Source organism: Amycolatopsis bullii (genome assembly GCF_014654205.1).
GTDB classification, from domain to species: Bacteria; Actinomycetota; Actinomycetes; order Mycobacteriales; family Pseudonocardiaceae; genus Amycolatopsis; species Amycolatopsis plumensis.
On the sequence record NZ_BNAW01000007.1, the window covers coordinates 18980 to 39258 of the forward strand.

At 71.4% G+C, this 20279-nt stretch carries 18 protein-coding genes and 1 pseudogene; 8 read left to right on the forward strand and 11 right to left on the reverse strand.

Features of this window, described 5'->3' with window-relative positions; translation table 11 throughout:
- Positions 1–31: 31 nt before the first annotated feature.
- A complete protein-coding gene (locus IE317_RS11565; RefSeq protein WP_191309201.1) occupies positions 32–631 on the reverse strand; it encodes a hypothetical protein in 600 nt (199 codons plus the stop codon).
- 132 nt (positions 632–763) lie between these two features.
- Here IE317_RS11565 and IE317_RS11570 point away from each other — a divergent pair, with 132 nt between their 5' ends.
- Together IE317_RS11570 and IE317_RS11575 are read left to right on the forward strand one after the other, a co-directional pair.
- On the forward strand, positions 764–1405 hold the full coding sequence (locus IE317_RS11570; RefSeq protein WP_229902646.1) for a GNAT family N-acetyltransferase: 642 nt from the start codon (positions 764–766) through the stop codon (positions 1403–1405).
- Positions 1338–1856, forward strand: coding sequence for an LmrA/YxaF family transcription factor (locus IE317_RS11575; RefSeq protein WP_444859539.1), 519 nt, complete (start codon positions 1338–1340; stop codon positions 1854–1856). The genes IE317_RS11570 and IE317_RS11575 overlap by 68 nt, the downstream gene beginning before the upstream one ends.
- On the opposite strand, the gene IE317_RS11580 is transcribed toward IE317_RS11575, so the two are convergent.
- From IE317_RS11580 to IE317_RS11595, 4 genes are all read right to left on the reverse strand, one after another.
- On the reverse strand, positions 1853–2983 hold the full coding sequence (locus IE317_RS11580) for an epoxide hydrolase family protein (protein ID WP_191309205.1): 1131 nt from the start codon (positions 2981–2983) through the stop codon (positions 1853–1855). The two genes, IE317_RS11575 and IE317_RS11580, sit on opposite strands and share 4 nt — an antisense overlap.
- Positions 2935–3570: an RNA polymerase sigma factor gene (locus IE317_RS11585; protein ID WP_191309206.1), complete on the reverse strand. Its 636-nt coding sequence runs from the start codon at positions 3568–3570 to the stop codon at positions 2935–2937. The genes IE317_RS11580 and IE317_RS11585 overlap by 49 nt, the downstream gene beginning before the upstream one ends.
- A gap of 97 nt (positions 3571–3667) precedes the next feature.
- Positions 3668–4651, reverse strand: coding sequence for a glutathione S-transferase family protein (locus IE317_RS11590; protein WP_191309208.1), 984 nt, complete (start codon positions 4649–4651; stop codon positions 3668–3670).
- 8 nt (positions 4652–4659) lie between these two features.
- Positions 4660–5136, reverse strand: coding sequence for a MarR family winged helix-turn-helix transcriptional regulator (locus IE317_RS11595; protein WP_191309210.1), 477 nt, complete (start codon positions 5134–5136; stop codon positions 4660–4662).
- Between the two features lie 107 nt (positions 5137–5243).
- Here IE317_RS11595 and IE317_RS11600 point away from each other — a divergent pair, with 107 nt between their 5' ends.
- Positions 5244–5801 (forward strand): YceI family protein, encoded by a 558-nt coding sequence (locus IE317_RS11600; protein WP_191309211.1) that lies wholly within the window; start codon positions 5244–5246, stop codon positions 5799–5801.
- A 131-nt stretch (positions 5802–5932) separates the two neighbouring features.
- Complete coding sequence (locus tag IE317_RS11605; RefSeq protein WP_191309213.1) at positions 5933–6535, forward strand: pentapeptide repeat-containing protein; 603 nt, start codon at positions 5933–5935, stop codon at positions 6533–6535.
- On the opposite strand, the gene IE317_RS11610 is transcribed toward IE317_RS11605, so the two are convergent.
- From IE317_RS11610 to IE317_RS11630, 5 genes are read right to left on the reverse strand one after another with little or no spacing between them, the layout of a single operon-like run.
- Complete coding sequence (locus tag IE317_RS11610; protein WP_191309215.1) at positions 6536–8539, reverse strand: glycoside hydrolase family 31 protein; 2004 nt, start codon at positions 8537–8539, stop codon at positions 6536–6538. It lies immediately after the preceding gene.
- A 22-nt stretch (positions 8540–8561) separates the two neighbouring features.
- On the reverse strand, positions 8562–9377 hold the full coding sequence (locus IE317_RS11615) for a carbohydrate ABC transporter permease (protein ID WP_191309217.1): 816 nt from the start codon (positions 9375–9377) through the stop codon (positions 8562–8564).
- Positions 9374–10312, reverse strand: a complete 939-nt coding sequence (locus tag IE317_RS11620; RefSeq protein ID WP_191309219.1) for a carbohydrate ABC transporter permease — start codon at positions 10310–10312, stop codon at positions 9374–9376. Before IE317_RS11620 ends, IE317_RS11615 begins: the two co-directional genes overlap by 4 nt.
- Positions 10309–11541 carry a sugar ABC transporter substrate-binding protein gene (locus tag IE317_RS11625; RefSeq protein WP_191309221.1) on the reverse strand — a complete coding sequence of 411 codons (1233 nt, stop codon included), beginning with the start codon at positions 11539–11541 and terminating at the stop codon, positions 10309–10311. The genes IE317_RS11620 and IE317_RS11625 overlap by 4 nt, the downstream gene beginning before the upstream one ends.
- Positions 11542–11573: 32 nt before the next feature.
- Positions 11574–12581: a LacI family DNA-binding transcriptional regulator gene (locus IE317_RS11630; protein WP_191309223.1), complete on the reverse strand. Its 1008-nt coding sequence runs from the start codon at positions 12579–12581 to the stop codon at positions 11574–11576.
- Between the two features lie 346 nt (positions 12582–12927).
- On the opposite strand from IE317_RS11630, the gene IE317_RS11635 reads away from it, so the two are divergent.
- Entirely contained in the window at positions 12928–15855 is a 2928-nt protein-coding gene (locus tag IE317_RS11635) for a glycoside hydrolase family 3 protein (protein WP_191309224.1), read from the forward strand.
- A 9-nt stretch (positions 15856–15864) separates the two neighbouring features.
- Here IE317_RS11635 and IE317_RS11640 read toward each other — a convergent pair whose 3' ends face one another.
- On the reverse strand, positions 15865–16221 hold the full coding sequence (locus IE317_RS11640; RefSeq protein ID WP_229902647.1) for an SAM-dependent methyltransferase: 357 nt from the start codon (positions 16219–16221) through the stop codon (positions 15865–15867).
- A gap of 11 nt (positions 16222–16232) precedes the next feature.
- On the opposite strand from IE317_RS11640, the pseudogene IE317_RS11645 reads away from it, so the two are divergent.
- The 3 genes and pseudogenes from IE317_RS11645 to IE317_RS11655 all read left to right on the forward strand — a co-directional run.
- Positions 16233–16925, forward strand: a pseudogene (locus IE317_RS11645) (cytochrome P450); the annotation flags it as partial.
- Between the two features lie 73 nt (positions 16926–16998).
- The gene (locus tag IE317_RS11650; protein ID WP_191309229.1) at positions 16999–18096 is read left to right on the forward strand and encodes an alpha/beta fold hydrolase; all 1098 of its coding nucleotides are present in this window, start codon (positions 16999–17001) and stop codon (positions 18094–18096) included.
- A gap of 84 nt (positions 18097–18180) precedes the next feature.
- Positions 18181–20274, forward strand: coding sequence for a GGDEF domain-containing protein (locus IE317_RS11655; protein ID WP_191309231.1), 2094 nt, complete (start codon positions 18181–18183; stop codon positions 20272–20274).
- The last annotated feature ends 5 nt before the right edge of the window (positions 20275–20279 follow it).

Below are 20279 nucleotides of genomic sequence, written 5' to 3' on the forward strand. Positions count from 1 at the left end.
TGTCCTGAGCGCCGGCGGGGAGGCCTCCGGCTCAGGGGGCGAGCCCGTGGCGGGCCAGTTCGTGCCCGGCCAGCTTCTCGATGACGTCCCGGTCGCGCTCCCGCCAGCCGGTGGCCGGTTCGCCCACCGACGCCAGGCGGTGGAGGGGCTGCGTCGCGAGGGCGCGCAGGGCCAGCAGGTCCAGCCCGTCGTCGCCGAGCGCCCGGAGCCGGGCGGCCGCGGTGGCGCGGCGGGTGTAGTGCCAGCGCAGCGGCAACCACGTCACCAGGAGCGTGAGCACCGGCAGGGCGATGATGATCGCCGCCAGCCACCAGGCCAGGTTCTCGACGGCCTCGATCTGCCAGCGGCCGGCGTCCGTGAGCTTGGTGCCGACGTCCGAACCGCCGTGCAGGGCCTTGGCCAGTGCGTCCCCGACCAGCGGGATGCCGTCGGCGGTGTTCGCCGCGGAGTCGAAGGTGCCGCGCAGGCCGGTGCCGGCGTCGACGAGGCCGTCGCCGGGCGCCCGCAGCTTCATGACCTGGTCGTACACCGAGGTCCCCAGCCACACCGCGAGGACGACGAGCAGCACGGCCAGCAGGTCGCTGACGAGCTGGGCGGTGCGGCGGATCGGCCGTTCGGCGTAGAGCTGCATCGTCGGACGCCTTTCGCGGTGGGGGAGCGCGGCCACGGCACCGTACCCGCCTCCCGTCCGGGCGAATCGGGTGCCGTGGGCTATGACGTCGGTCATAGTGTGGTCCGGGTCGCCGTGTGGTCTCATGAGACTATGACCACTGTCATAGAGGTCGCGGACCGCTCGCCGGTGGCCACCCTCGTGGCGGCCTGCTCGCCGGACAGTCTCCGGCGCCGCTTCATGATGGGCGGCCCCGCACACCCGGTCGACGTTTTCCAGCGCTACCAGCGTTTCCTGCTCGCCGGGCCCCCGGACGGCGTCGCGCTGCTCGCCTTCCGCGGGGACACTCCGGTGGGGCTGCTCAACTTCGTCTCGGAGACGCCGGGGGAGGCGGAGATCGGGATCCTCGTCGCCGACGCGTGGCAGCGGCAGGGGATCGGCAGTGCGCTCAGCCGGTGGCTGTGGGCGTCGGGGCGCTGGGCGGGCTGGACCGTGCGGGCCACCGTCCAGGCCGGGAACACCGGCGCCGAGGCCCTGCTGCGGGGCCAGGGCTTCCGGCCGGTGCCGTCGTACGAGCGCGGGGAACGCGACTTCGTGCTGGTCGTGCCCGCCTGGGCTACCATGACGGACGTCATGAAGGAGGCGGCCGATGACCAGGACACCGCGCGAGCGGATGGTGCTCAGCGCCGCGCAGCTGGTGCGGATCCACGGTGTCGGGGCGACCGGCATGCGGGACGTGGTCGCGCACGCCGAAGCGCCGCGGGGGTCCCTGCAGCACTACTTCCCGGGCGGTAAGGACCAGCTGATCGCCGAGGCCGTCACCTGGGCCGGCGACTACGCCGCCCGGCGCGTGGCCCGCTTCGCGGCCAAGCTCGAGGACCCGACACCGGGGAACCTGTTCGCGGCCATGGCCGCCCAGTGGACCGACGAGTTCACGACGTCCGGTTTCGACGCGGGCTGTCCGCTGGTGGCGACGGTCGCCGACACGGCCGCCACCAGCGACAGCCTGCGCGAAGCGGTCGGCAAGGCGTTCGAAGGCTGGCAGCGCCCGGTCGCCGCCACCCTGGAGCAGTTCGGCGTGCCCCCGGCCCGCAGCGCGTCCCTGGCGGTGCTGATGCTGAGCGCGCTGGAGGGCGCGATCGTCCTGGCGCGGGCGCATCAGGACGTCGCGCCCCTCGAGACGGTGGTCGCGGAGCTGCGGCCGTTGCTCGACGGGGCCGTGGATCGCCGCCGCCGTCGGGCCTAGCGGCCGCGGAAGAACTCCCGGATGTCCTCGACCAGTTCTCCGGGCGCCTGCAGCGACGCGAAGTGCCCGCCGGTGTCGTACTCCGTCCAGCGCGTGACGGTGTTCGACAGCTCGGCCAGGCCGCGCAGCGCGTGGTCACCGCGGAAGTTCGCGACGGCGGTGGGCACACCGGAGGGCGCGGGCCGTTCACCCCAGCCGTCCTGTCCGGCTTCGAGGTAGAGGCGCGCGGCCGAGCCGGCGGTGCCGGTGAGCCAGAAGATCGTCACGTTGGTCAGGATGGCGTCCCGGCTCACCGGGGTCTGGTGCGTGGCGGTGGGGTCCCAGTCGACGAACCACTCGAGGTTCCACGCGAGCTGCCCGGCGGGGGAGTCGTTGAGGGCGTAGGCGAGGGTCTGCGGGCGGGTGGCCATCTGGGTGGCGTAGCCGGAGTGGGCGTACCACCAGGTGGCGTTCTCCTGCGCCTTTTTGCGGTCCTCTTCGGACAATCGCTCGAGGTCGCCGGGCGCGGTCGGCACCCCGGCGTTGGCGACGGCGTTGACGTGCACGCCCAGCACCGCTTCGGGGGCGACACGGCCGAGTTCGGGGGAGACGATGCTGCCGAAATCGCCGCCGTGGGCGCCGTAGCGGGTATAGGCGAGCCGCCGCATCAGCTCGGCCCAGGCCTTCGCGACGCGGCGGGTGTTCCAGCCCCGATCGGTGGTCGGCCCGGAGAAGGCGAACCCGGGCACCGACGGCGCGACGACGTGGAAGGCGTCCTTCGGGTCACCGCCGTGGGCTGCCGGATCGGTGAGCGGGCCGAGGACGTCCCGGAAGTCGGCGATGGTGCTGGGCCAGCCGTGGGTGATGATCAGGGGCGTGGCGTCGGGTTCGGGGGAGCGGACGTGCAGGAAGTGGATGCGCTGGCCGTCGATCGTGGTCGTGAACTGCGGGTATTCGTTCAGGCGGGCTTCCTGGGCGCGCCAGTCGAAGCCGTGCCGCCAGTAGTCGACGAGGTCGGCGAGGTAGGCCTCGCTGACGCCGTAGTCCCAGCCGGCGCCGGGGAGTTCGCCGGGCCAGCGGGTTCTCGCCAGGCGGTCGTTCAGGTCGTCGAGGTCGGCCTGGGGGATGTCGATGTGGAAGGGATCCATGGGGCGACGGTCTCGCGGATATAGGACGGATCCGGTCCTGTTTGCGGGGAGCCCTCCGCTCGCGGGGTGTCGTGGTACGCGGTGGTGTCCGGCAGCGGCTGGGAAACGGTGAGCGCGCTCGCCGCCACCACGAACGCCGCTGCCACCGCGAAGGCTCGTCTCCGGACCGGGGTGGGGAATCGGTCTTCGGGCCCCCGCAGCTTCTCCAGCGCGCGATGCGCGGCAGCGTCGACCGCACGCGGCGAAAGGGCGAGCGTCTCGGCGATGTCCGCCGTGCCCAGGGCGAGGCCGTAGCGCAGGACGAGGACCTCGCGATGCCGGCGGGACAGCCCGTCGAGCGGCGGGTCCGGCCGCGAGCGCCGCCTCCGCGCCAGCCGCACCACGCTCGCGTGAAGGCGGCGGGTCACCTGGGGCTCGTCGGTCAGTGGAGCCCGTCGCCGGTGCAGCCGGACGAACGCTTCTTGGGCGACGTCCTCCGCGTCGTCCGCGCCCAGCAGGTGGGCCAGCCGCGCCAGCTCACCGAAGTACCGCTCGAACAGGGCCCGGAACACGATTTCCCGCTCGGCGTTCCGCATGTTCACAGTCATGGGTAGGCCACGCCCGACCCGCCTCACCGGTTTAGCCGGCCTGGGAGTGCCTACCGCCGTCGATGCGGATTTCGTGCCCGTGATGAACTCGCCGACCTCAGAGCGCGGGCACCCGCTCGGACTCGGGCGGCGGGCCGGGCGGTGTCCCGTCGCCGAACGGGCGGCCGCCCAGGTCCTCGCGGCCGTGCGGGGTGAGCCAGCCGGCGGTGTCCGGCCCGAGCGGGACGATCCCCGTCGGGTTCACGTTCTCGTGCACCACGTAGTAGTGCTCCTTGATCTGCGCGAAGTCGATCGTGTCGCCGAACCCCGGTGTCTGGAACAGGTCGCGCGTGTACGCCCACAGCACCGGCAGCTCGGTCAGCTTCTGCCGGTTGCACTTGAAGTGGCCGTGGTACACCGCGTCGAAGCGGACCAGCGTGGTGAACAACCGGATGTCCGCCTCGGTGATCGTGTCGCCGACCAGGTACCGGCGGTCCGCCAGCCGCTCCGACAACCAGTCGAGCCGGGCGAACAGTTTCCGGTACGAGTGCTCGTACGCCTCCTGGGATCGCGCGAACCCGCACTGGTACACCGCGTTGTTGACGTCGGTGAACACCTTCTGCGCCACGTCGTCGATCTCGTCGCGCAGCTTCTCCGGGTACAGCTCGGGCGCGCCGGACCGGTGGTACGCCGTCCACTCGGTCGACATGTCCAGCGTCATCTGCGCGAAGTCGTTGGTGACGACCTTGCCGCTCGGGACGTCGACGAACGCCGGCACCGTGATGCCGCGCGGGTAGCCCGGGTCGCGCTTGAAGAACGCCTCCTGCAGGCGCTCGATGCCCAGCACCGGGTCGCGGCCGCCGGGATCGAGGTCGAAGCTCCAGCTGCGCTCGTCGTGCACCGGCCCCGCGATCCCCATCGACAGCACCGGCTCGAGGCCCAGCAGCCGCCGGACGATCACCGCGCGGTTCGCCCACGGGCACGCCCGCGCCACCACCAGCCGGTAGCGGCCGGGCTCGACCGGCCAGCCGTCGCGGCCGTCGGCCGTGATGCGGTCCGGGAGGTAGTTCTGGTCGCGCTTGTACTCGCCCTTGTCGCTCATCGGCGTCCTCAGCAGTCGTCGGTCGGGGGAGCGGTGTCCAGTGCCGCGGCCAGCCGGGCCAGCACCGGCCCGGCCGTGCGGACGTCCTCGGCGCTCAGGTGGTCGAACACCGAAGCCCGCACGCGGGCGAGGTGGCCCGGGTAGGCCGCCTCCAGTCTGGCCAATCCGGCCGCGGTCAGCACGGCGTTGGACGCGCGGCCGTCCTCGGCGCACTTGCGCTTCTCCACCAGGCCACGGCGGGTCAGGTCGTCGACGACCCGGCTGATCCGGCTCAGCGACAGCCCGGTGGTCGCGGCCAGCGCCGAGATGCGCAGCAGGCGCTCGGGCGCTTCGGACAGCGCGACCAGCACCCCGTAGTCGGTGATCGCGAGACCGGTCTCGGGGAGGAACTGGTCCTCGAGCGCGCGCGGCAGCGCGGTGACGATGCGCATCAGCGGCCGCCAGAAGGCGGCTTCGTCGGGGTCGAGCGCGGAAAGATCACCCATGTCGGCGACTCTACCGAAAGCTTGCTTGCGCAACCAGCCAAAGTGAGTACAGTGTCGTTGAACCCTCAATCACCTGGGGGCGCCACCACGAGGAGAGAAGAACGACGATGACCAGCGCGACCACCTACCCCCAGCTGACCGGCGAGTACACCCTCGACGCCGCCCACTCGCGGATCGGGTTCGTCGCCCGGCACGCCATGGTGACCAAGGTGCGCGGCAGCTTCAACGAGTTCACCGGCACGGCGACCATCGACGGTGACGTGCCGGAGAAGTCGAGCGTCCAGGTGACCATCCAGGCCCACAGCATCGACACCCGCAACGCCGACCGCGACGGGCACCTCAAGGGCAACGACTTCCTGTCGATGGACGAGTACCCGCAGATCACCTTCGCCTCGACCGAGATCAAGCAGACCGGCGACACGAGCTTCGACGTCACCGGCGACCTGACCATCAAGGGGGTCACCCGCTCGGTGACCGTCCCGTTCGAGTTCGAGGGCTCGGCCAAGGACCCGTTCGGCAACGACCGTATCGGCTTCGAGGGCTCCACCACGATCAGCCGCAAGGACTACGGCATCACCTGGAACGCCGCGCTCGAGACCGGCGGTGTGCTGGTGAGCGACAAGGTCACGCTGGAGTTCGAGATCTCCGCGATCAAGTCCGCCTGATCCCGCGAGCGGGAACCGGGCTCCCCGGTTCCCGCTCGATGATCCGCGGCCGGGTCGCGGCACCCTCCGGGGTCGGCTTTGGACCCACCGGTCCCCTTAATTCGCTGGCCCCGGCCGGGAGAATGGCGGGTATGTCCACCGTCACCCCGTTCGCGGTCCTGGCCTTGATCGGCGCCGCGTCCGGGTCGGTCACGGCGTGGCTGCTCCTGCGCCGCGACCGCCCCGCCGAGGTGCTGACCCCGTCGGCGCCCCCGGAGCCGGTGCCCGACGAGGTCGCCGCGCAGCTGCTGGCGGACGAGCACACCATCCGGCTGGCCGAGCTGGCCTCCTTCGCCGAGCAGGCCGACGGCGACCCCGAGCGGCGCCAGGAATGCGTCCACGCCATCGCCGCCCGGTTCGACGACGACTGGCCGGACCCGGTCGCTTGGCAGGCCGAGCTGTGGCAGCTCCTGCGGCCCCACCTGCACCGCGAGTCCCCGCGGTTCTGGCCCGGGATGGACCTCGACCTCGACGACGTCGTGCTCTACGCGGTGGACCTGCGGGGCTGCGAAGTCCGCAAGGCGAGCTTCGTGGAGGCCTCCTTCGCCGGCCCTGTCGACTTCACGGGCGCGACGGTCACCGAGTACGACTTCACCGGGGCCCACGTCCGGATCGACGTGGCCGGGAGCTGGCCGCCGGGCTGGGCACCGGGCGAACCCGAGCCGCAGCCGTGGGTCGAGCTGCGGAAGCAGTGACTACGCGTCGCGGATCGGCAGGTCCGCCCCGTCGCGGAGGAACACCGGGATGCGCTCGGCCGGCGCGGGGGCCTCGACCCATTCGCCGCCCTCGTGCCGGGTTCCGGCCACCGCGTCCGTCCAGGTCGCGCCCGCGGGCAGGTACACCCGGCGCGTGGTGACCCCCGGTTCGAGCACCGGGGCCACCAGCACGTCCGGCCCGAGGAGGAACTGGTCGTCCACGTCCCAGGCCGCCGGGTCCGCCGGGAAGTCGACGAACACCGGCCGCATCGGGGGGACGCCCTGCTCGTGGGCCACCCGCATCTGCTCCATCAGGTACGGCCGCAGCCGCTCCCGCAGGCGCAGCGACGCCGTGATCGCCTCGTACGCGGCCTCGCCGAACGACCAGACCTCGTTGGGGCCGCCGGTCATCTCCGGCCCGAACGCCGGGCGCGGATCGCGGAAGCCGTGCAGGCGGAACAGCGGGCAGAACACGCCGTAGGAGAACCAGCGCACCATCAGCTCGCGATACTCGGGCGACTCGGGATCGCCGCCGTGGAAGCCGCCGATGTCGGTGGTCCACCAGGGGATGCCGGCCAAGGCGACGTTCAGCCCGGCCCGGACCTGGGCCCGCAGCGACGGCCACGTCGCCCCGACGTCACCCGACCACAGCGCCGCCCCGAACCGCTGGCTGCCCGCCCACGCCGACCGGGACAGCAGCACCACCTCGTCGTCGCCCTCGGCGCGGATGCCGTCGTGGAAGGTCTGCGCGTTCGCCTGCGGGTAGAGGTTGAACACCTCCGCGCCCGGACCGGCGTGGAAGCCCAGGTTGTGCGGGTGGCCCGGCTGGATCTCCGGCTCGTCGCCGTCCAGCCACCACGCGCGCACGCCGAGGTCGTAGTAGTTCTCCTTGACCTTGTTCCAGACGAACCGCCGCGCCTCCGGGTTCGTCGCGTCGTAGAACGCCACCGGCATCTCGACGCCGAAGCCCTTGTCCTTCCACGGCGCGTGCGCCGGGACACCGCTCTCGGCGGCCACCAGCAGGCCCTGTTCGTGCAGCTCGCGGTAGTTCTCCGAGAGCGGGTTCACCGACGGCCACACCGAGACCATCAGCTTGACGCCGAGGTCGGAGAGCTCGCGCACCAGCCCGGCCGGGTCGGGCCACTCGGCCGGGTCGAACTTCCAGTCGCCGAGGTGCGTCCAGTGGAAGAAGTCCGCCACGATCACCGACAGCGGCAACCCGCGTTCGTGGTACTCCCGCGCGACGGACAGGAGCTCCTCCTGCGTGCGGTAGCGCAGCTTCGACTGCCAGAACCCGGCCGCCCACTCCGGCAGCATCGGCGCGTGGCCGGTCGCGTCGGCGTAGTGGCCGAGGATCTGCCGTGGGCCGTCGCCGGTGGTGATCCAGTAGTCGAGCTGGCGGGCGTCGTCGGCGACCCAGCGGGTGCCGTTCTCCGCCAGCTCGACCCGGCCGACGGCGGGGCTGTTCCAGAGGAACCCGTAGCCGCGGCTGGACAGCAGGAACGGCACCGACACCTCGGCGTTGCGCTGCACCAGGTCGAGCACGAGGCCCTTCTGGTCGAGCCGGCCGTGCGTGTGCTGCCCGAGCCCGTAGATCCGCTCGTCGTCGTAGGCGCTGAAGCGCTGTTCCAGCCGGCCGTAGCCGTTGCGCGAGGGCATGAACAGCCGCGCGCCGGGCCACCAGAAGTGGGCGCGCTGCTCGGAAAGCAGCTCCTCGCCGGTGTCGGTGCGGACGAATTTCAGCTGCGCGTCGATCCCGGTGTCGGTGTCGGCGATCTCGACGATCGCGGTGAGCGCGCCGTTGACCACCCGGCCGGTCCGCCCCTCCACCGAGGCGGTGGCGGCGGACGGCTTCGCGGGCAGCAGCGCACCCGGGACGTCGTCGAGGATGCGGTGCCGTCCGGCCCGCACGCGCAGGCTGCCGTCACCCCACGGCTCGATGCGCAGCACCTCGTGGCGCACGCTGACTTCGAGCGAGCGGCCGTCTTCGGTCGTGGCGATCACGGAATCTCCTTGGAGAGAGGAACTAGTCTTTGACGGCGCCGCTGGTGAGCCCGGCGACGACGTAGCGCTGGGCGACGACCAGCAGGACGGCCGCGGGGATCGCGGCGAGGACGGCGGTGGCCATGATCCCGTTCCAGTCGGCGGACTGGTTGCCGACGAACCGGTAGATGCCCACGGTGATGGGCTCGAACGACTGCCCGGTGGTCAGGGTGACGGCGAACAGGAAGTCCGCCCAGGCGAACAGGAACGAGAACAGCCCGGCGGTGACGAGGGCGTTGCGGCTGACCGGCAGGATGATCGAGCCGAACGTGCGCCAGTACCCGGCACCGTCCACCCGGGACGCTTCGGTGAGCTCCTTCGGCACGGAGATCATGAACGCCCGCAGCAGCAGGATGGCGAACGGGATGGTCGCGGTGGAGTCGGCGAGCACCAGCCCGAGGTAGTTGTCGATCAGGCCGAGGTTGCTGAACACCGTGTAGAGCGCGTTGGCCATCACGATCCCGGGGATCATCTGCACGATGAGCAGCACGAACACCAGCACCGGGCCGCCGCGCACCTTCAGCTGGGCCAGCGCGTACGACGCCGGTGCCGCCACGACCAGCGACACGACCACCGTGCCGAGCGCGACGACGACGCTGGAGAGCAGGTTCGGCCCCTGCGTCGAGACGGCCTTGCGGTAGCCGTCCAGCGTGCCGCCGACGGGGAAGAACGCCGGGTCGGGGCGCAGCAGCGCGCCGCTGGGCTGCAGCGAAGCGTTGACCATCCAGTACAGCGGGAACAGCAGCACCGCGACGATCAGCACGCCGAGCACCGTCCGCGGCCAGTTCGCCGTCCTCATGCCGCCTCCGCCAAACTCGCCTTCGCCGAACGCAGATAGAGCAGCCCGAAGAGGGTCGCCACCACGATGAGGACGTTGCCGACCGCCGCGCCCTGCCCGAACGCGAAGTCCTGGAAGGACAGCCGGTACGACCACGTGGTCAGCGTCTGCGTCGAGCCGGCCGGCCCGCCGCCGGTGACGACCATGATCACGTCGAACACCTTGATCGTGTAGACCAGCCCGAGCATGAGCACGATCCCGGTGACCGGCCGCAGCAGCGGCCAGGTGACGTGCCGGAACCGCTGCCACGCCCCGGCGCCGTCGAGCGCCGCGGCTTCGTAGAGCGACGCCGGGATCGCCCGCAGCCCGCCGTGCAGGATCACCAGGTTGAACGGGATGCCGATCCAGATGTTGGTGACGATCACCGCCGGCAGCGCCCAGCTCGTGCTGCTCAGCCACGGCACCGCGTCGAAGCCCAGGAACCGCAGGCCCGCGTTGAGCACGCCGTGGTCCTGGTCGAACATCCACCGCCAGACCGCGCCGCTGACCACCAGCGGCAGCAGCCACGGCAGCAGGAGCAGCGACCGCAGCAACGCGCTGCCGAGGAAGCGGCCGTTGAAGAACACCGCGAGCGCCAGGCCGATGCCGAACTGGAACACGATCGACCCGGCGGTGAACAGGACCGTGTTGAGGGCCGCCGTCGAGAACAGCGGGTTGTTCAGCACGGCGGAGTAGTTCGCGATGCCGACGAAGGGCGCTTCGCCGGTGTAGAACGACTTCACCGTGTAGTTCTGGGTGCTCATCACCAGGTTCGCGACCAGGGGATAGCCGAAGAACACGATGATGTAGGCCAGGGCCGGCAGCAGGAACGCCCACGCGGCGAACCGGTTGTCCCGGCGGGACTTCCGGTTCGCGCGGGGTGCCGCCGAGACCGTCGGGGCGGCGGCGACCGTCACGAGCCGCTCGCCTGCTGCGCGGTCTTGAGGGCCGCGTCGACCGGCGTCTTCCCGGTCAACGCCGCCTGGAGCGCGTCGGCCAGCGCCTGCGAGACCTTCGGGTACTTCTCGCCGAGCTCGGCGGTGCGGGAGCGGGCCGTGCCGACCTCGTCGACGAAGGCCTGCATCGCCGGCTGCTCGGTGCCGAACTTCTGCGCCACGGCCGTCTTCGACGGGATGTAGGCGTGTGCCTTGCTCCACTCGAGCATCGTCGGCTCGGAGAGGATGCACGAGAGCACCTTGCCGGCGGCCTGCTGGGCGGGCCCGCTGCTCACCGGCACCGCGCCGACCTCGCCGCCGAGGGCGACCACCGGCTTGCCGCCGGCCTGCGGCACCGGGATCGGCACGACGCCGTAGTGCAGCGACTTCTGCTCGTCGAGCCGGGCGATGTTCCACGAGCCGTTGATCATCATCGCCGTGTTGCCGCTGACGAACTGGTCGGCGACGTCGTTCTGGCTCCAGGTCACCACGGACTTCGACGCCGAACCGGAGTTCACCAGGTCGGTGACGTACTGCAGCGCCTGCGCCGCCTGCGGCGAGTCCAGCTTCGACAGTTCCGCACCATTGCTCCAGAAGAACGGCAGGAACTGCCAGGTGCCCTCTTCCGAGGAGATGGCGGAGAAGGACAGGCCGTACTTGCCGTCCTTGGTCAGCTTCGCCGCGGCGGTCTTCAGCTCGTCCCACGTCTTCGGCGGCTCGACGCCCGCGGCCTGCAGCAGGTCCTTGTTGTAGATCAGCGCGAGGCCGTTGACGCCGGGGGCGACGCCGTACACCTTGCCCTGGTAGGTGCCGGCCTTGACGATGCTGTCGTAGTAGCCGTCGGTGCTGATTCCGTAGTCGCTCAGCGGGGTCAGCGCGCCGGTGGCGGCGACCTGCTGCAGCGTCGGGTTGTCGGTGAAGAGCAGGTTCGGCAGCGTCTTCGAGCTGGCGCCCTGCAGGACCTTCGGCAGCATCTGGTTGGTCGGCACCTTCTGGCGCTCGATCTTGATCCCGGTCTGCGTCGCGCAGGTGTCGAGGATCTTCTGCCAGGCGGCGGATCCCTGTTCGTCGGCGTAGTAGTCGAGCTCGGTGATCGATGTGGCGGCCGGGGCGCCGTCGCCGCCCGGCGCGGACGGGGCCGGGCTGGGGCTGCAGGCGGCCAGCAGCGCGGCGCCCGCGGTGAGCACGAGGGCACGACGAAGTACGGACATGGTGATTCTCCTTCGGCGGCGGCAGAACCGGTTCAGGCGCGCGGCGCGGCGGTGCTGTCGCGGCGGGTGAGGCGGGGTCCGAGCAGCCGGACCTCCGGGGTGGTGTGGCCGGCGAGCCGGCGCATGGTCATTTCGACGGCCTGAGTACCGACCTCTTCGGCCGGGATGGCCACGTTGGTCAGCGAAACGACGTGCTGCTCGGCCATGCTGTCCGGGCAGACGGCGATGACCGAGATGTCCTCGGGCACGCGCAGGCCGCGGTGGCGCAGGTCCGACAGCAGCCCGGGCAGCACGGCCTCGTTGTGCACGACCAGGCCGGTCAGGCCGGGATCGGCGGCGAGCAGCTCGTCGAGACAGGCGCTCACCGCCTCGTAGGAGTGGGCGCACGCGTGGGAGGCGGCGCGCACGTCCCGGCTCTTCGTGGCTTCGTCGAAGCCGCGCAGGAACCGCGTCGCGTAGCTCGTCCCGCGCCGGTAGACGGCCGGGGACGGGCCGATCAGCGCGATCGAGCGGTGGCCGAGCTCGGCCAGGTGCGCGACGCACGCCGAGGCCGCCGCGGTGAAGTCGAGGTCGACGCAGCTCAGCCCGGCCGGGTGGTCGGGCACGCCGATCAGCACCACCGGCAGGTCGAGGGCCAGGAGCATCGGCACCCGCGGGTCGGCGGTTTCGACGTCCATCACCATCAGCGCGTCGGCGATCGCCGAGGACGCCACCCGCTGCAGCGCGGCAGGCCCCTCGTCCTTGGTGAGCAGCAGCAGGTCGTGGTCGTGCGCGCGGGCCGCGGTGACCGCCGAGGCGACGAACTCCATCACGACGGCGACGTTGAGGTCCGTGCGCAGCGGCACGACCAGCGCGAGCACGTTGGTCTTGCTGCTGGCCAGCGCCCGCGCCCCGGCGTGCGGGTGGTAGCCGAGCTTGCGGATGCTGTCCTCGACCAGCCGCCGGGTCTTCGGCGAGATCGAGCGCTTGCCGCTGATCACGTACGACACCGTGCTGGGGGCGACCCCGGCCGCGTTGGCGACGTCGTTGATCGTGACCACGGGCGGCCTCCTGGGGACGGGGAGGAGATGGGGTGTCGAAGCGCATCGACGATGGCACGAAGGTAAGTGACACCCGCCCGAAACACAAGCATCATTCGCCGTTTGCCGGTATTCGACGACTATTCGACGACCGGCGCGTTCGTCGAAAGTGTCGAAAGACCCTGTTGACGGTTCTTTTCGCAGCTCAGCGCCGGAGAAGTCCAGTTCGATCACGCGGCCTGGGAGCGTTCCCAGCGACTCTTGACCGCGCGCTCACACGGCTGTAATAGTCGTCGGGTTCCCCGCCGTTCGACGCGAATGTTCCGCGCCACGCCGTCGAAACGATTCGACGAATCGGAGGCCGTCCGTGCGCCTGTCCCTCTTCCGCCGTGCCCTCGTCCCGGCGGTGGCCGCGACCCTGCTGCTGGCCCCGTCGCCGGCGCTCGCGGCGCCGCCCCCACCCTTCCGCGATCCGTCGCTGCCCCTGGCCACCCGGATCGACGACCTGTTGTCCCGGCTGACGGCGGACGAGAAGATCTCGCTGCTGCACCAGTACGAACCGGCCATCCCGCGGCTCGGCATCGGGGTCTTCAAGACCGGCACCGAAGCCCTGCACGGCGTCGCCTGGTCGACCGACTACGACAACAAAGGTGCCGTCGTCAAGGCGGACGGCACCGTGTTCCCGCAGGCCATCGGCCTGGCCACCACCTGGGACCCGGCGCTGGTGAAGCAGGTGGGCGCGGCGGTCGGGCAGGAGGCGCGCGGCTTCAACGCCCGCAACCCAACGCTGTGGGGCTTGAACCTCTGGGCGCCGGTGGTGAACCTGCTGCGCGACCCGCGGTGGGGCCGCAACGAAGAGGGCTACTCCGAAGACCCCTACCTGACCGGCGAGTTCGCGACCGCCTACGGCCGCGGCATGCAGGGCGACGACCCGCGGCACCTGCAGGCCGCCCCGACGCTGAAGCACTTCCTCGCCTACAACAACGAGGTCAACCGCGACACCAGCAACTCCTCGGTGCCGCCGAAGATCCTGCACGACTACGACGAGCAGGCGTTCAAGATCCCGCTGCAGGCCGGCGCGGCCAACGCCGTCATGCCGTCGTACAACCTGGTCAACGGGCGGCCCAACCACGTGAGCCCGGACCTCGACGGCAAGCTGCGGAAGTGGGCGCCGCAGGACATCGCCGTCGTCAGCGACGCCGGCGCACCGTCCAACCTGGTCAACTCGGAGAAGTACTACGCCACCAAGGCCGAAGCGGACGCGGCGGCGATCAAGGCCGGGCTCGACAGCTTCACCGACAACGACACCGACGGGTCGATCACCGTCGCCGCGGTCAAGGAGGCACTGGCCAAGGGCTTCCTGACCATGGCCGACGTCGAAAACGCCGACCGCCACCTGCTTTCGCTGCGGTTCCGGCTCGGCGAGTTCGACCCGCCGGGGCGCAACCCGTACGCGAAGATCACCCCGGCCGTCATCGGGTCGCCGGAGCACCAGGCACTGGCGCGCAAGACCGCCGACGCGCAGATGGTGCTGCTGCGCAACAACGGCGGCGCGCTGCCGCTGAACGCCGCGCAGAACAAGAAGATCGCGGTCGTCGGCCCGCTCTCGAACACGCTGTACGAAGACTGGTACTCCGGCGCGATGCAGTACAAGGTCACGCCGCTGCAGGGCATCAAGGAGCGACTCGGCTCGGCGGGCGCGGTCGCCTCGTCCGAAGGCGTCGACCGGATCGCGCTGAAGGACCTGTCCACCGGCCGGTACCTGACGGCCCCCGCGACCACCGGCAGGATCACCGCGGGCGGGACCGTGGCGGGCACCGCCGAGTCCTTCGACGTCTACGACTGGGGCGCGGGCAAGAACACGCTGCGCGCCGCCGCGAACGGCAAGTTCCTCAGCTACTCCGGTGGCGGCCTGGTGAACGACGTCGACCAGCCGGCCGGCTGGTTCGTCCAGCAGCAGCTGAAGCTCGACGCGCAGCCCGACGGCAGTTACGTGCTCGAGTACGCGGGCAACGAGGTCAACGAGCCGTGGTTCGGCCCGAACAAGTTCGCGGTCGTCGGCGCCGACGGCGTCCTGACGATCTCCTCCCCGGACGCCGCGCACGCGACGAAGTTCGGCCGGGACGTGCTGACCAGCGGCGTCGGCAGCGCGGTCGCCGCGGTCAAGGACGCGGACACCGCCGTCGTCGTGGTCGGCAGCATGCCGTTCATCAACGGCCGCGAGGCCAACGACCGCACCAGCACCGAGCTCGCCCCGGCGCAGCGCGCGCTGATCGAGGCGGTGCAGAAGGCGAACCCGCACACGATCGTCGTGGTGGAGAACAGCTACCCGACGACCGGCTGGGACACCCTGTCGGTGCCCGGCATCCTGTGGACCAGCCACGCCGGGCAGGAAACCGGGCACGCCGTCGCGGACGTGCTCTTCGGCGACCAGGACCCGAGCGGGCGGCTGACGCAGACCTGGTACGCCTCCGACGCCGGGCTGCCGAGCATCCTGGACTACGACATCGCCAAGACCGGGATGACCTACCAGTACTACCGCGGGAAGCCGCTGTTCCCGTTCGGTTACGGGCTGAGCTACACCAGCTTCCGCTACGACAACGTGCGGGCGGCCCGGTCCGGGGACCAGGTCCGGGTGAGCGTCGACGTGACGAACACCGGCGCCCGCAGCGGGTCCGACGTCGTCCAGCTCTACTCGAAGAACTCCGGCGTGCAGCGGTTGCGGGACTTCTCGAAGCTGACGTTGAAGCCGAAGGAAACCCGCACGGTGCGGTTCGAGGTGCCCGTGGCCGACCTGGCGTCCTGGGACGTCGCCCGGGAACGGTCCGTGGTCGCGGCGGGGGTGTACGAGTTCTCGGTGGGCCGCAACGCCTCCGAACTCTCGGCACCGCAGCCGGTGTACGTGCCGGGGGAGCGGCCCCAGCCGCGGGACCTGAGCCGCCCGACCCAGGCCCAGAACTTCGACGACTATTCCGGGACGAGCTTGACGGACACGTCGAAGGTCTCGGGTACCTCGGTCGCCGCCGTGGCCGGCAGCTGGGTGGCGTACCGCAATGTGGCGTTGAACGGACCGGCGCGGTTCTCGGCCTCGGTGTCCGCGACGGCGTCTTCGCGCATCACGGTGCGCCTGGACTCACCGACCGGCCGCGTGCTGGGCACGGTCCCGGTGGCCTCGACGGGTGACCACTACGCCTACTCGACGGTCACCGCAGCCCTGGCGAAGGCGAACGGCAGGCACGACGTCTACTTGACGTTCGACGGCCCGGTGAACCTGGCGACGTTCTCCCTGCGCTGAGCGGGGCAGTCAGGGTTTGCGGCCCACGCCCGTGTACGGGAGGGAGTTGACCGAGGGGTCGTCGGACATGTCGCCGGCGCCCTCGGGGTTCCACATCGCGCAGCCGACCAGGCCCGGTTCGACGAGGTCGAAGCCCTCGAAGAACCGGAGCACCTGGTCGTGCGTGCGCGGGAACGGCTGGTTCTGCTGGTTCTGCCGGGTCGTGTAGACCTTGATCGCTTCGTCGAGGCCGGTCGATCCGGGGTCCGCCGCGACGTGCGTGACGGCGAGGAAGCTGCCCGGCGCGAGCCGCTCGCGGTAGCGGGCGAGGATGCCTGCCGGATCCCAGGAGTCGGGCACGAAGTGCAGCAGCAGCAACATGAACACGCCGGTCGGCTGCTCGGGGTCGAGCAGCCGACCACGGCGACCTGCTCTCGATGCTGCTGCTGGCCCGCGACGAGGACACCGGCGAAGGCATGACCGACCGCCAGGTGCACGACGAGGTCATCACGATCCTGACCACCGGCGCGCAGACCACCGCCGTCGCGCTGGCCTGGTTCTTCCACGAGCTGGGGCAGCACCCGCAAGTCGAACGCCGGTTCCACGCCGAGGTCGACGAAGTCCTCGGCGGCCGCCCGGCGCGCTTCGAAGACCTGCCGGAACTGGTTTACACGCACCGGATCGTGAACGAGATCGTCCGCCGCACCCCGCCCCTGATCCTCATGCGCCGCGCGCGGGAGGACGGCGAACTCGGCGGCGTCCGGATCCCGGCGGGCAGCGAGGTCGCCGTCAGCCAGCACACCCTGCACCGCGATCCGCGCTGGTTCCCCGAACCGGACCGGTTCGACCCGGACCGCTGGGCGCCCGGCCGTGCCGCGGAACTGCCGAAGGGCGCCTACATCCCGTTCGGCGCGGGCGCGCGGCTGTGCCCGGGGCACGTGTTCGCGCCGACGGAGATCGCCACCGTGGCCGCGACCATCGGCGCCCGGTGGCGCCTGGTCCCGGTGCCGGGCAAGAAGGTGTACGCGCAGATCAAGGCCACGATGCAGCCCAACCGGCTGCCGATGACCGTGGTGCCCCGCCGGACCTGACGGTGGCGGATCCACTACCGGGTGTAGTGTTCCGGGGTCCTGCAGCTCGCCCGGGCCGGAAGGGGATTGCGGTTTGAGACGGCCGCTCAAGCTGACGTCGGCGTTGTTCGCCTGCGGTGTCCTGTTCGCCTCGCTGACCGCGGCGGTTCCCGCCGAAGCCGCCGCGATTTCCTGCAGCGACACCGATCTTCCGGTCAGCGGCCCGGGCCTGCCACCGCTGGTGCCGGGCGCGCCGGCGACCGTGCACGGCCGGCTGTGCCTGCCCGCCGGCGAGGCACCGGACACGGTCCAGCTGCTGGTGCACGGCGGGACGTACAACAGCGCGTACTGGGACCTCCCGTACCAGCCCGAGCGCTACTCCTACCAGCGCGACATGGCCGCGCACGGCTACGCGACCTTCGCCGCCGACCAGCTCGGCGCGGGGCGCAGCAGCCGGCCGCTGAGCCTGCCGTTGTCGGTCTGGGCCGCGGCCGAGTCGATGCACGAGGTGGTCGGCCACCTGCGGGCCGGCCGGGTGGGCGGGGTGCCGTTCGCGAAGGTGGTCATCGTCGGGCACTCGGTCGGGTCGGGGATCGTCGCGGCGGAGGCGTCGGCCTACCACGACGTCGACGGCGTGGCCCTCACCGGCATCACGCACCTGCCCGCGCTGCCGGTGCTGGCCCTCGGCGCGGCGCTCGGCCTGCAGCCGGCCCTGCTCGACGGCCAGCTCGGCCGCCTCGGCAGCGACCCGCTGTACTTCACGACGAAACCCGGCGCGCGCGCCGGCCTGTTCTACGCGGCGGGCGACGCCGATCCGGCCGTCATCGCGGCCGACGAGGCGACGAAGGACCAGGTTTCGGTCCCCGGCATGGGCACGGTCGCGGTGTTCGGCATCGTCCTGCCCGCGACGTGGGGAATCACCGTACCGGTTTTCCAGGTGGTCGGGGAAAAGGACGTCCTTTTCTGCGGGGTGCCGGCGTTGCGTGACTGTTCGGACGCGGCCGTGTTGCGGGCCCAGGAAGCGCCGTATTACGCCGATCCGTCGAAGTTGTCGATGTTCGTGCTGCCCGGCGCGGGCCATTCCGTGGCGCTGCACGAAAACGCCGGCGAATACCGCAGTGCCACCCGGTCCTGGCTGCAGGGCCGTCTGGGTGTCGCTCCGGAGGGTTATCACTCGATCGGACGAAACTGAACCCGTGCGCGTCGCAGAATTCCGGGCCAAGATATATCGATTGGCCCGAACCGGTGTGTGCACTGAACCCTTGGACAGCCTGAGGTGACTGCTCCCCATCCCCGCGGCGGCGACCCGCGGAAGAAACCGTCCGCCGACCACGCGGCGAGACGGCTCGGCGTGGTCGCGCGCAAGTGGGGTTACCTGATCAGCACGACCGCCTACCTGCCGCACACGCCCGAGGAGATCGAGCGTGAGCTGGCCGTCCTGGCCGAGCGGCTGTTCGAGGCGGTGGCCAGCGATCCGCCGGGCACCGAGGCGGCCGCGGCGGCGGGCGGGCGGCTCGTCGAGCTGCGCTGCGTCGGCGCCGGCAGCCTGCGCCGCAGCCTGGAGGTGCTGGGCAAGGCGTTGCTGCGCGAACCGGAACTGCGCGGGGTCGATCGGCTGGCCGAGCGGGTCGTGCTGGTGCTCGGCGCCTTCAGCTCCGGCTACGGCGAGATGCTGCGCGAAGACATCCAGAAGCGGCAGGAAGGCCTGAGCCGCGCGCTGCTGAAGGTCGAGCAGGAGACGCGGCAGAAGCACGTCATCAGCCGCGCGCAGTTCGAGGAGGTGTTCGCCGGCTCGGCCAGCGGCGTGGCGCTCACCGAGCTGGACGGCCGGGTGCTGCGGGCCAACGCCGCGCTCGCCAAGACGCTCAACCGGACGCCGGCGGAGATCGCCGCGATGACGCTGTTCGACCTGGTGCACCCCGAAGACGTCGCGCAGTTGCGGGAAAGCTACGGCGAGCTGGTGGCGGGCCGGCTGCACCGGCTGCGCGCCGGGCGCCGCCTGGTCGGCAGGGACGGCGAGCCGATGTGGGCTACGTTCGCCGCGTCGGTCATCCGGGACGCGGTCGGCGTGCCCCGGCAGCTGCTCACGATCGTCGACGACGACACCGAGGTGTCGCTGCTGCAGCGGCGCCTGAGCCACCAGGCCCTGCACGACGTCCTCACCGGGCTGCCGAACCGCCAGTTCTTCAGCACCCGCCTGGAAACCCTGCTGCGCGACGCGGACCCGGCCCGCGGGGTGACCCTGTTCCACCTCGACCTCGACGGCTTCTCGCAGATCAACGGCGGGCTCGGCCAGGAGCTCGGCGACCGCGTGCTGCGCGGTGTCGCCGCGAAGCTGAAGACGGTCTTCGAAGCGGAGACCGCGCTCGTGGCCCGGCTCGGCGGCGACGAATTCGGCGTGCTCGTCCAGAACACGGCGGACACCCCGGGCGTCGTGACGCTCGTCCGCCGGATCACCCGCGAGCTCGCCGAAGCGGAGTACGTCGACGGGCAGCGCGGGGTCGCGGTGTCGGCCGCCATCGGCGTCGTCCACCGCCCGCCGCGCGACAGCACGCCCGCGGAGCTGCTCCAGGCGTCGGACCTGACCCTGCGGCGCGCCCAGCGGACGGGCAACCAGTGGGGCCTGTTCGACCGCGAACTGGACCGGCGCGACCGGCACGACTTCGGCTTGGCCGCGTCGATGGCGGGAGCGTGGGAGAACGGCGAGGTCGAAGCCCGCTACCGCGTGCTGGTGTCCGCGACGACCGGCTCGGCCGAGGGCGTGGAGGCGCGGCTGCGCTGGAACCACCCGGCCGAAGGCGTGCTGCCGCACGAGACGTGCGTGCGGCTGGCCGCGGAAACCGGGCTGGCGCTCCCGCTGGGCACCTGGCTGCTGCGCACGGCGGCCGAACGGCTGGCGGCGTCCGGGCTCGAGGTCCCGCTGGTCGTCGAGCTCACGGCGCAGCAGGCGGCGGACCCGGAACTGGTCGGCGAAATCCGGCGCGTCCTGGAGGACACCGGCCTGGCGCCGGACCGCCTGCGCCCCGGCTTCCCGGCGGCGGCCCTGGACGTCAGCGACGCGGCCGACAACTTCAAGGTCCTGGCGGAAATCGGGGTGCGGGCGGAGATCCACGGTCTCGGCGAGGTCACCTGCCTGACGGAGTTCTCCGCCCCGGCGGTCCGGATCGCGGCGAGCCTGGCCGCCAAACGGGAACACCCGCTGGTGACCGGGCCGCTGTCGGCCCTGATCGACGCGGCGCACGCGGCCGGGGCGGCGGTGTCGGTCGCCGGGGTGCGGACACCGGACGAGGCCGCGTGGTGGCAGGAGCACGGCGCGGACCTGCTCTCGGGCCCGGCGTTCCCCGAGGTGCCGGGCGGCCTGCCCGGCTGAGGCGG

Coding starts and splice junctions, on each gene's coding strand:
- IE317_RS11565 (WP_191309201.1), bottom strand. CDS start 631: ATGCAGCTCTACGCCGAACGGCCGATCCGCCGCACCGCCCAGCTCGTC.
- IE317_RS11570 (WP_229902646.1), top strand. CDS start 764: ATGACCACTGTCATAGAGGTCGCGGACCGCTCGCCGGTGGCCACCCTC.
- IE317_RS11575 (WP_444859539.1), top strand. CDS start 1,338: ATGCGGGACGTGGTCGCGCACGCCGAAGCGCCGCGGGGGTCCCTGCAG.
- IE317_RS11580 (WP_191309205.1), bottom strand. CDS start 2,983: ATGGATCCCTTCCACATCGACATCCCCCAGGCCGACCTCGACGACCTG.
- IE317_RS11585 (WP_191309206.1), bottom strand. CDS start 3,570: ATGACTGTGAACATGCGGAACGCCGAGCGGGAAATCGTGTTCCGGGCC.
- IE317_RS11590 (WP_191309208.1), bottom strand. CDS start 4,651: ATGAGCGACAAGGGCGAGTACAAGCGCGACCAGAACTACCTCCCGGAC.
- IE317_RS11595 (WP_191309210.1), bottom strand. CDS start 5,136: ATGGGTGATCTTTCCGCGCTCGACCCCGACGAAGCCGCCTTCTGGCGG.
- IE317_RS11600 (WP_191309211.1), top strand. CDS start 5,244: ATGACCAGCGCGACCACCTACCCCCAGCTGACCGGCGAGTACACCCTC.
- IE317_RS11605 (WP_191309213.1), top strand. CDS start 5,933: ATGTCCACCGTCACCCCGTTCGCGGTCCTGGCCTTGATCGGCGCCGCG.
- IE317_RS11615 (WP_191309217.1), bottom strand. CDS start 9,377: ATGAGGACGGCGAACTGGCCGCGGACGGTGCTCGGCGTGCTGATCGTC.
- IE317_RS11625 (WP_191309221.1), bottom strand. CDS start 11,541: ATGTCCGTACTTCGTCGTGCCCTCGTGCTCACCGCGGGCGCCGCGCTG.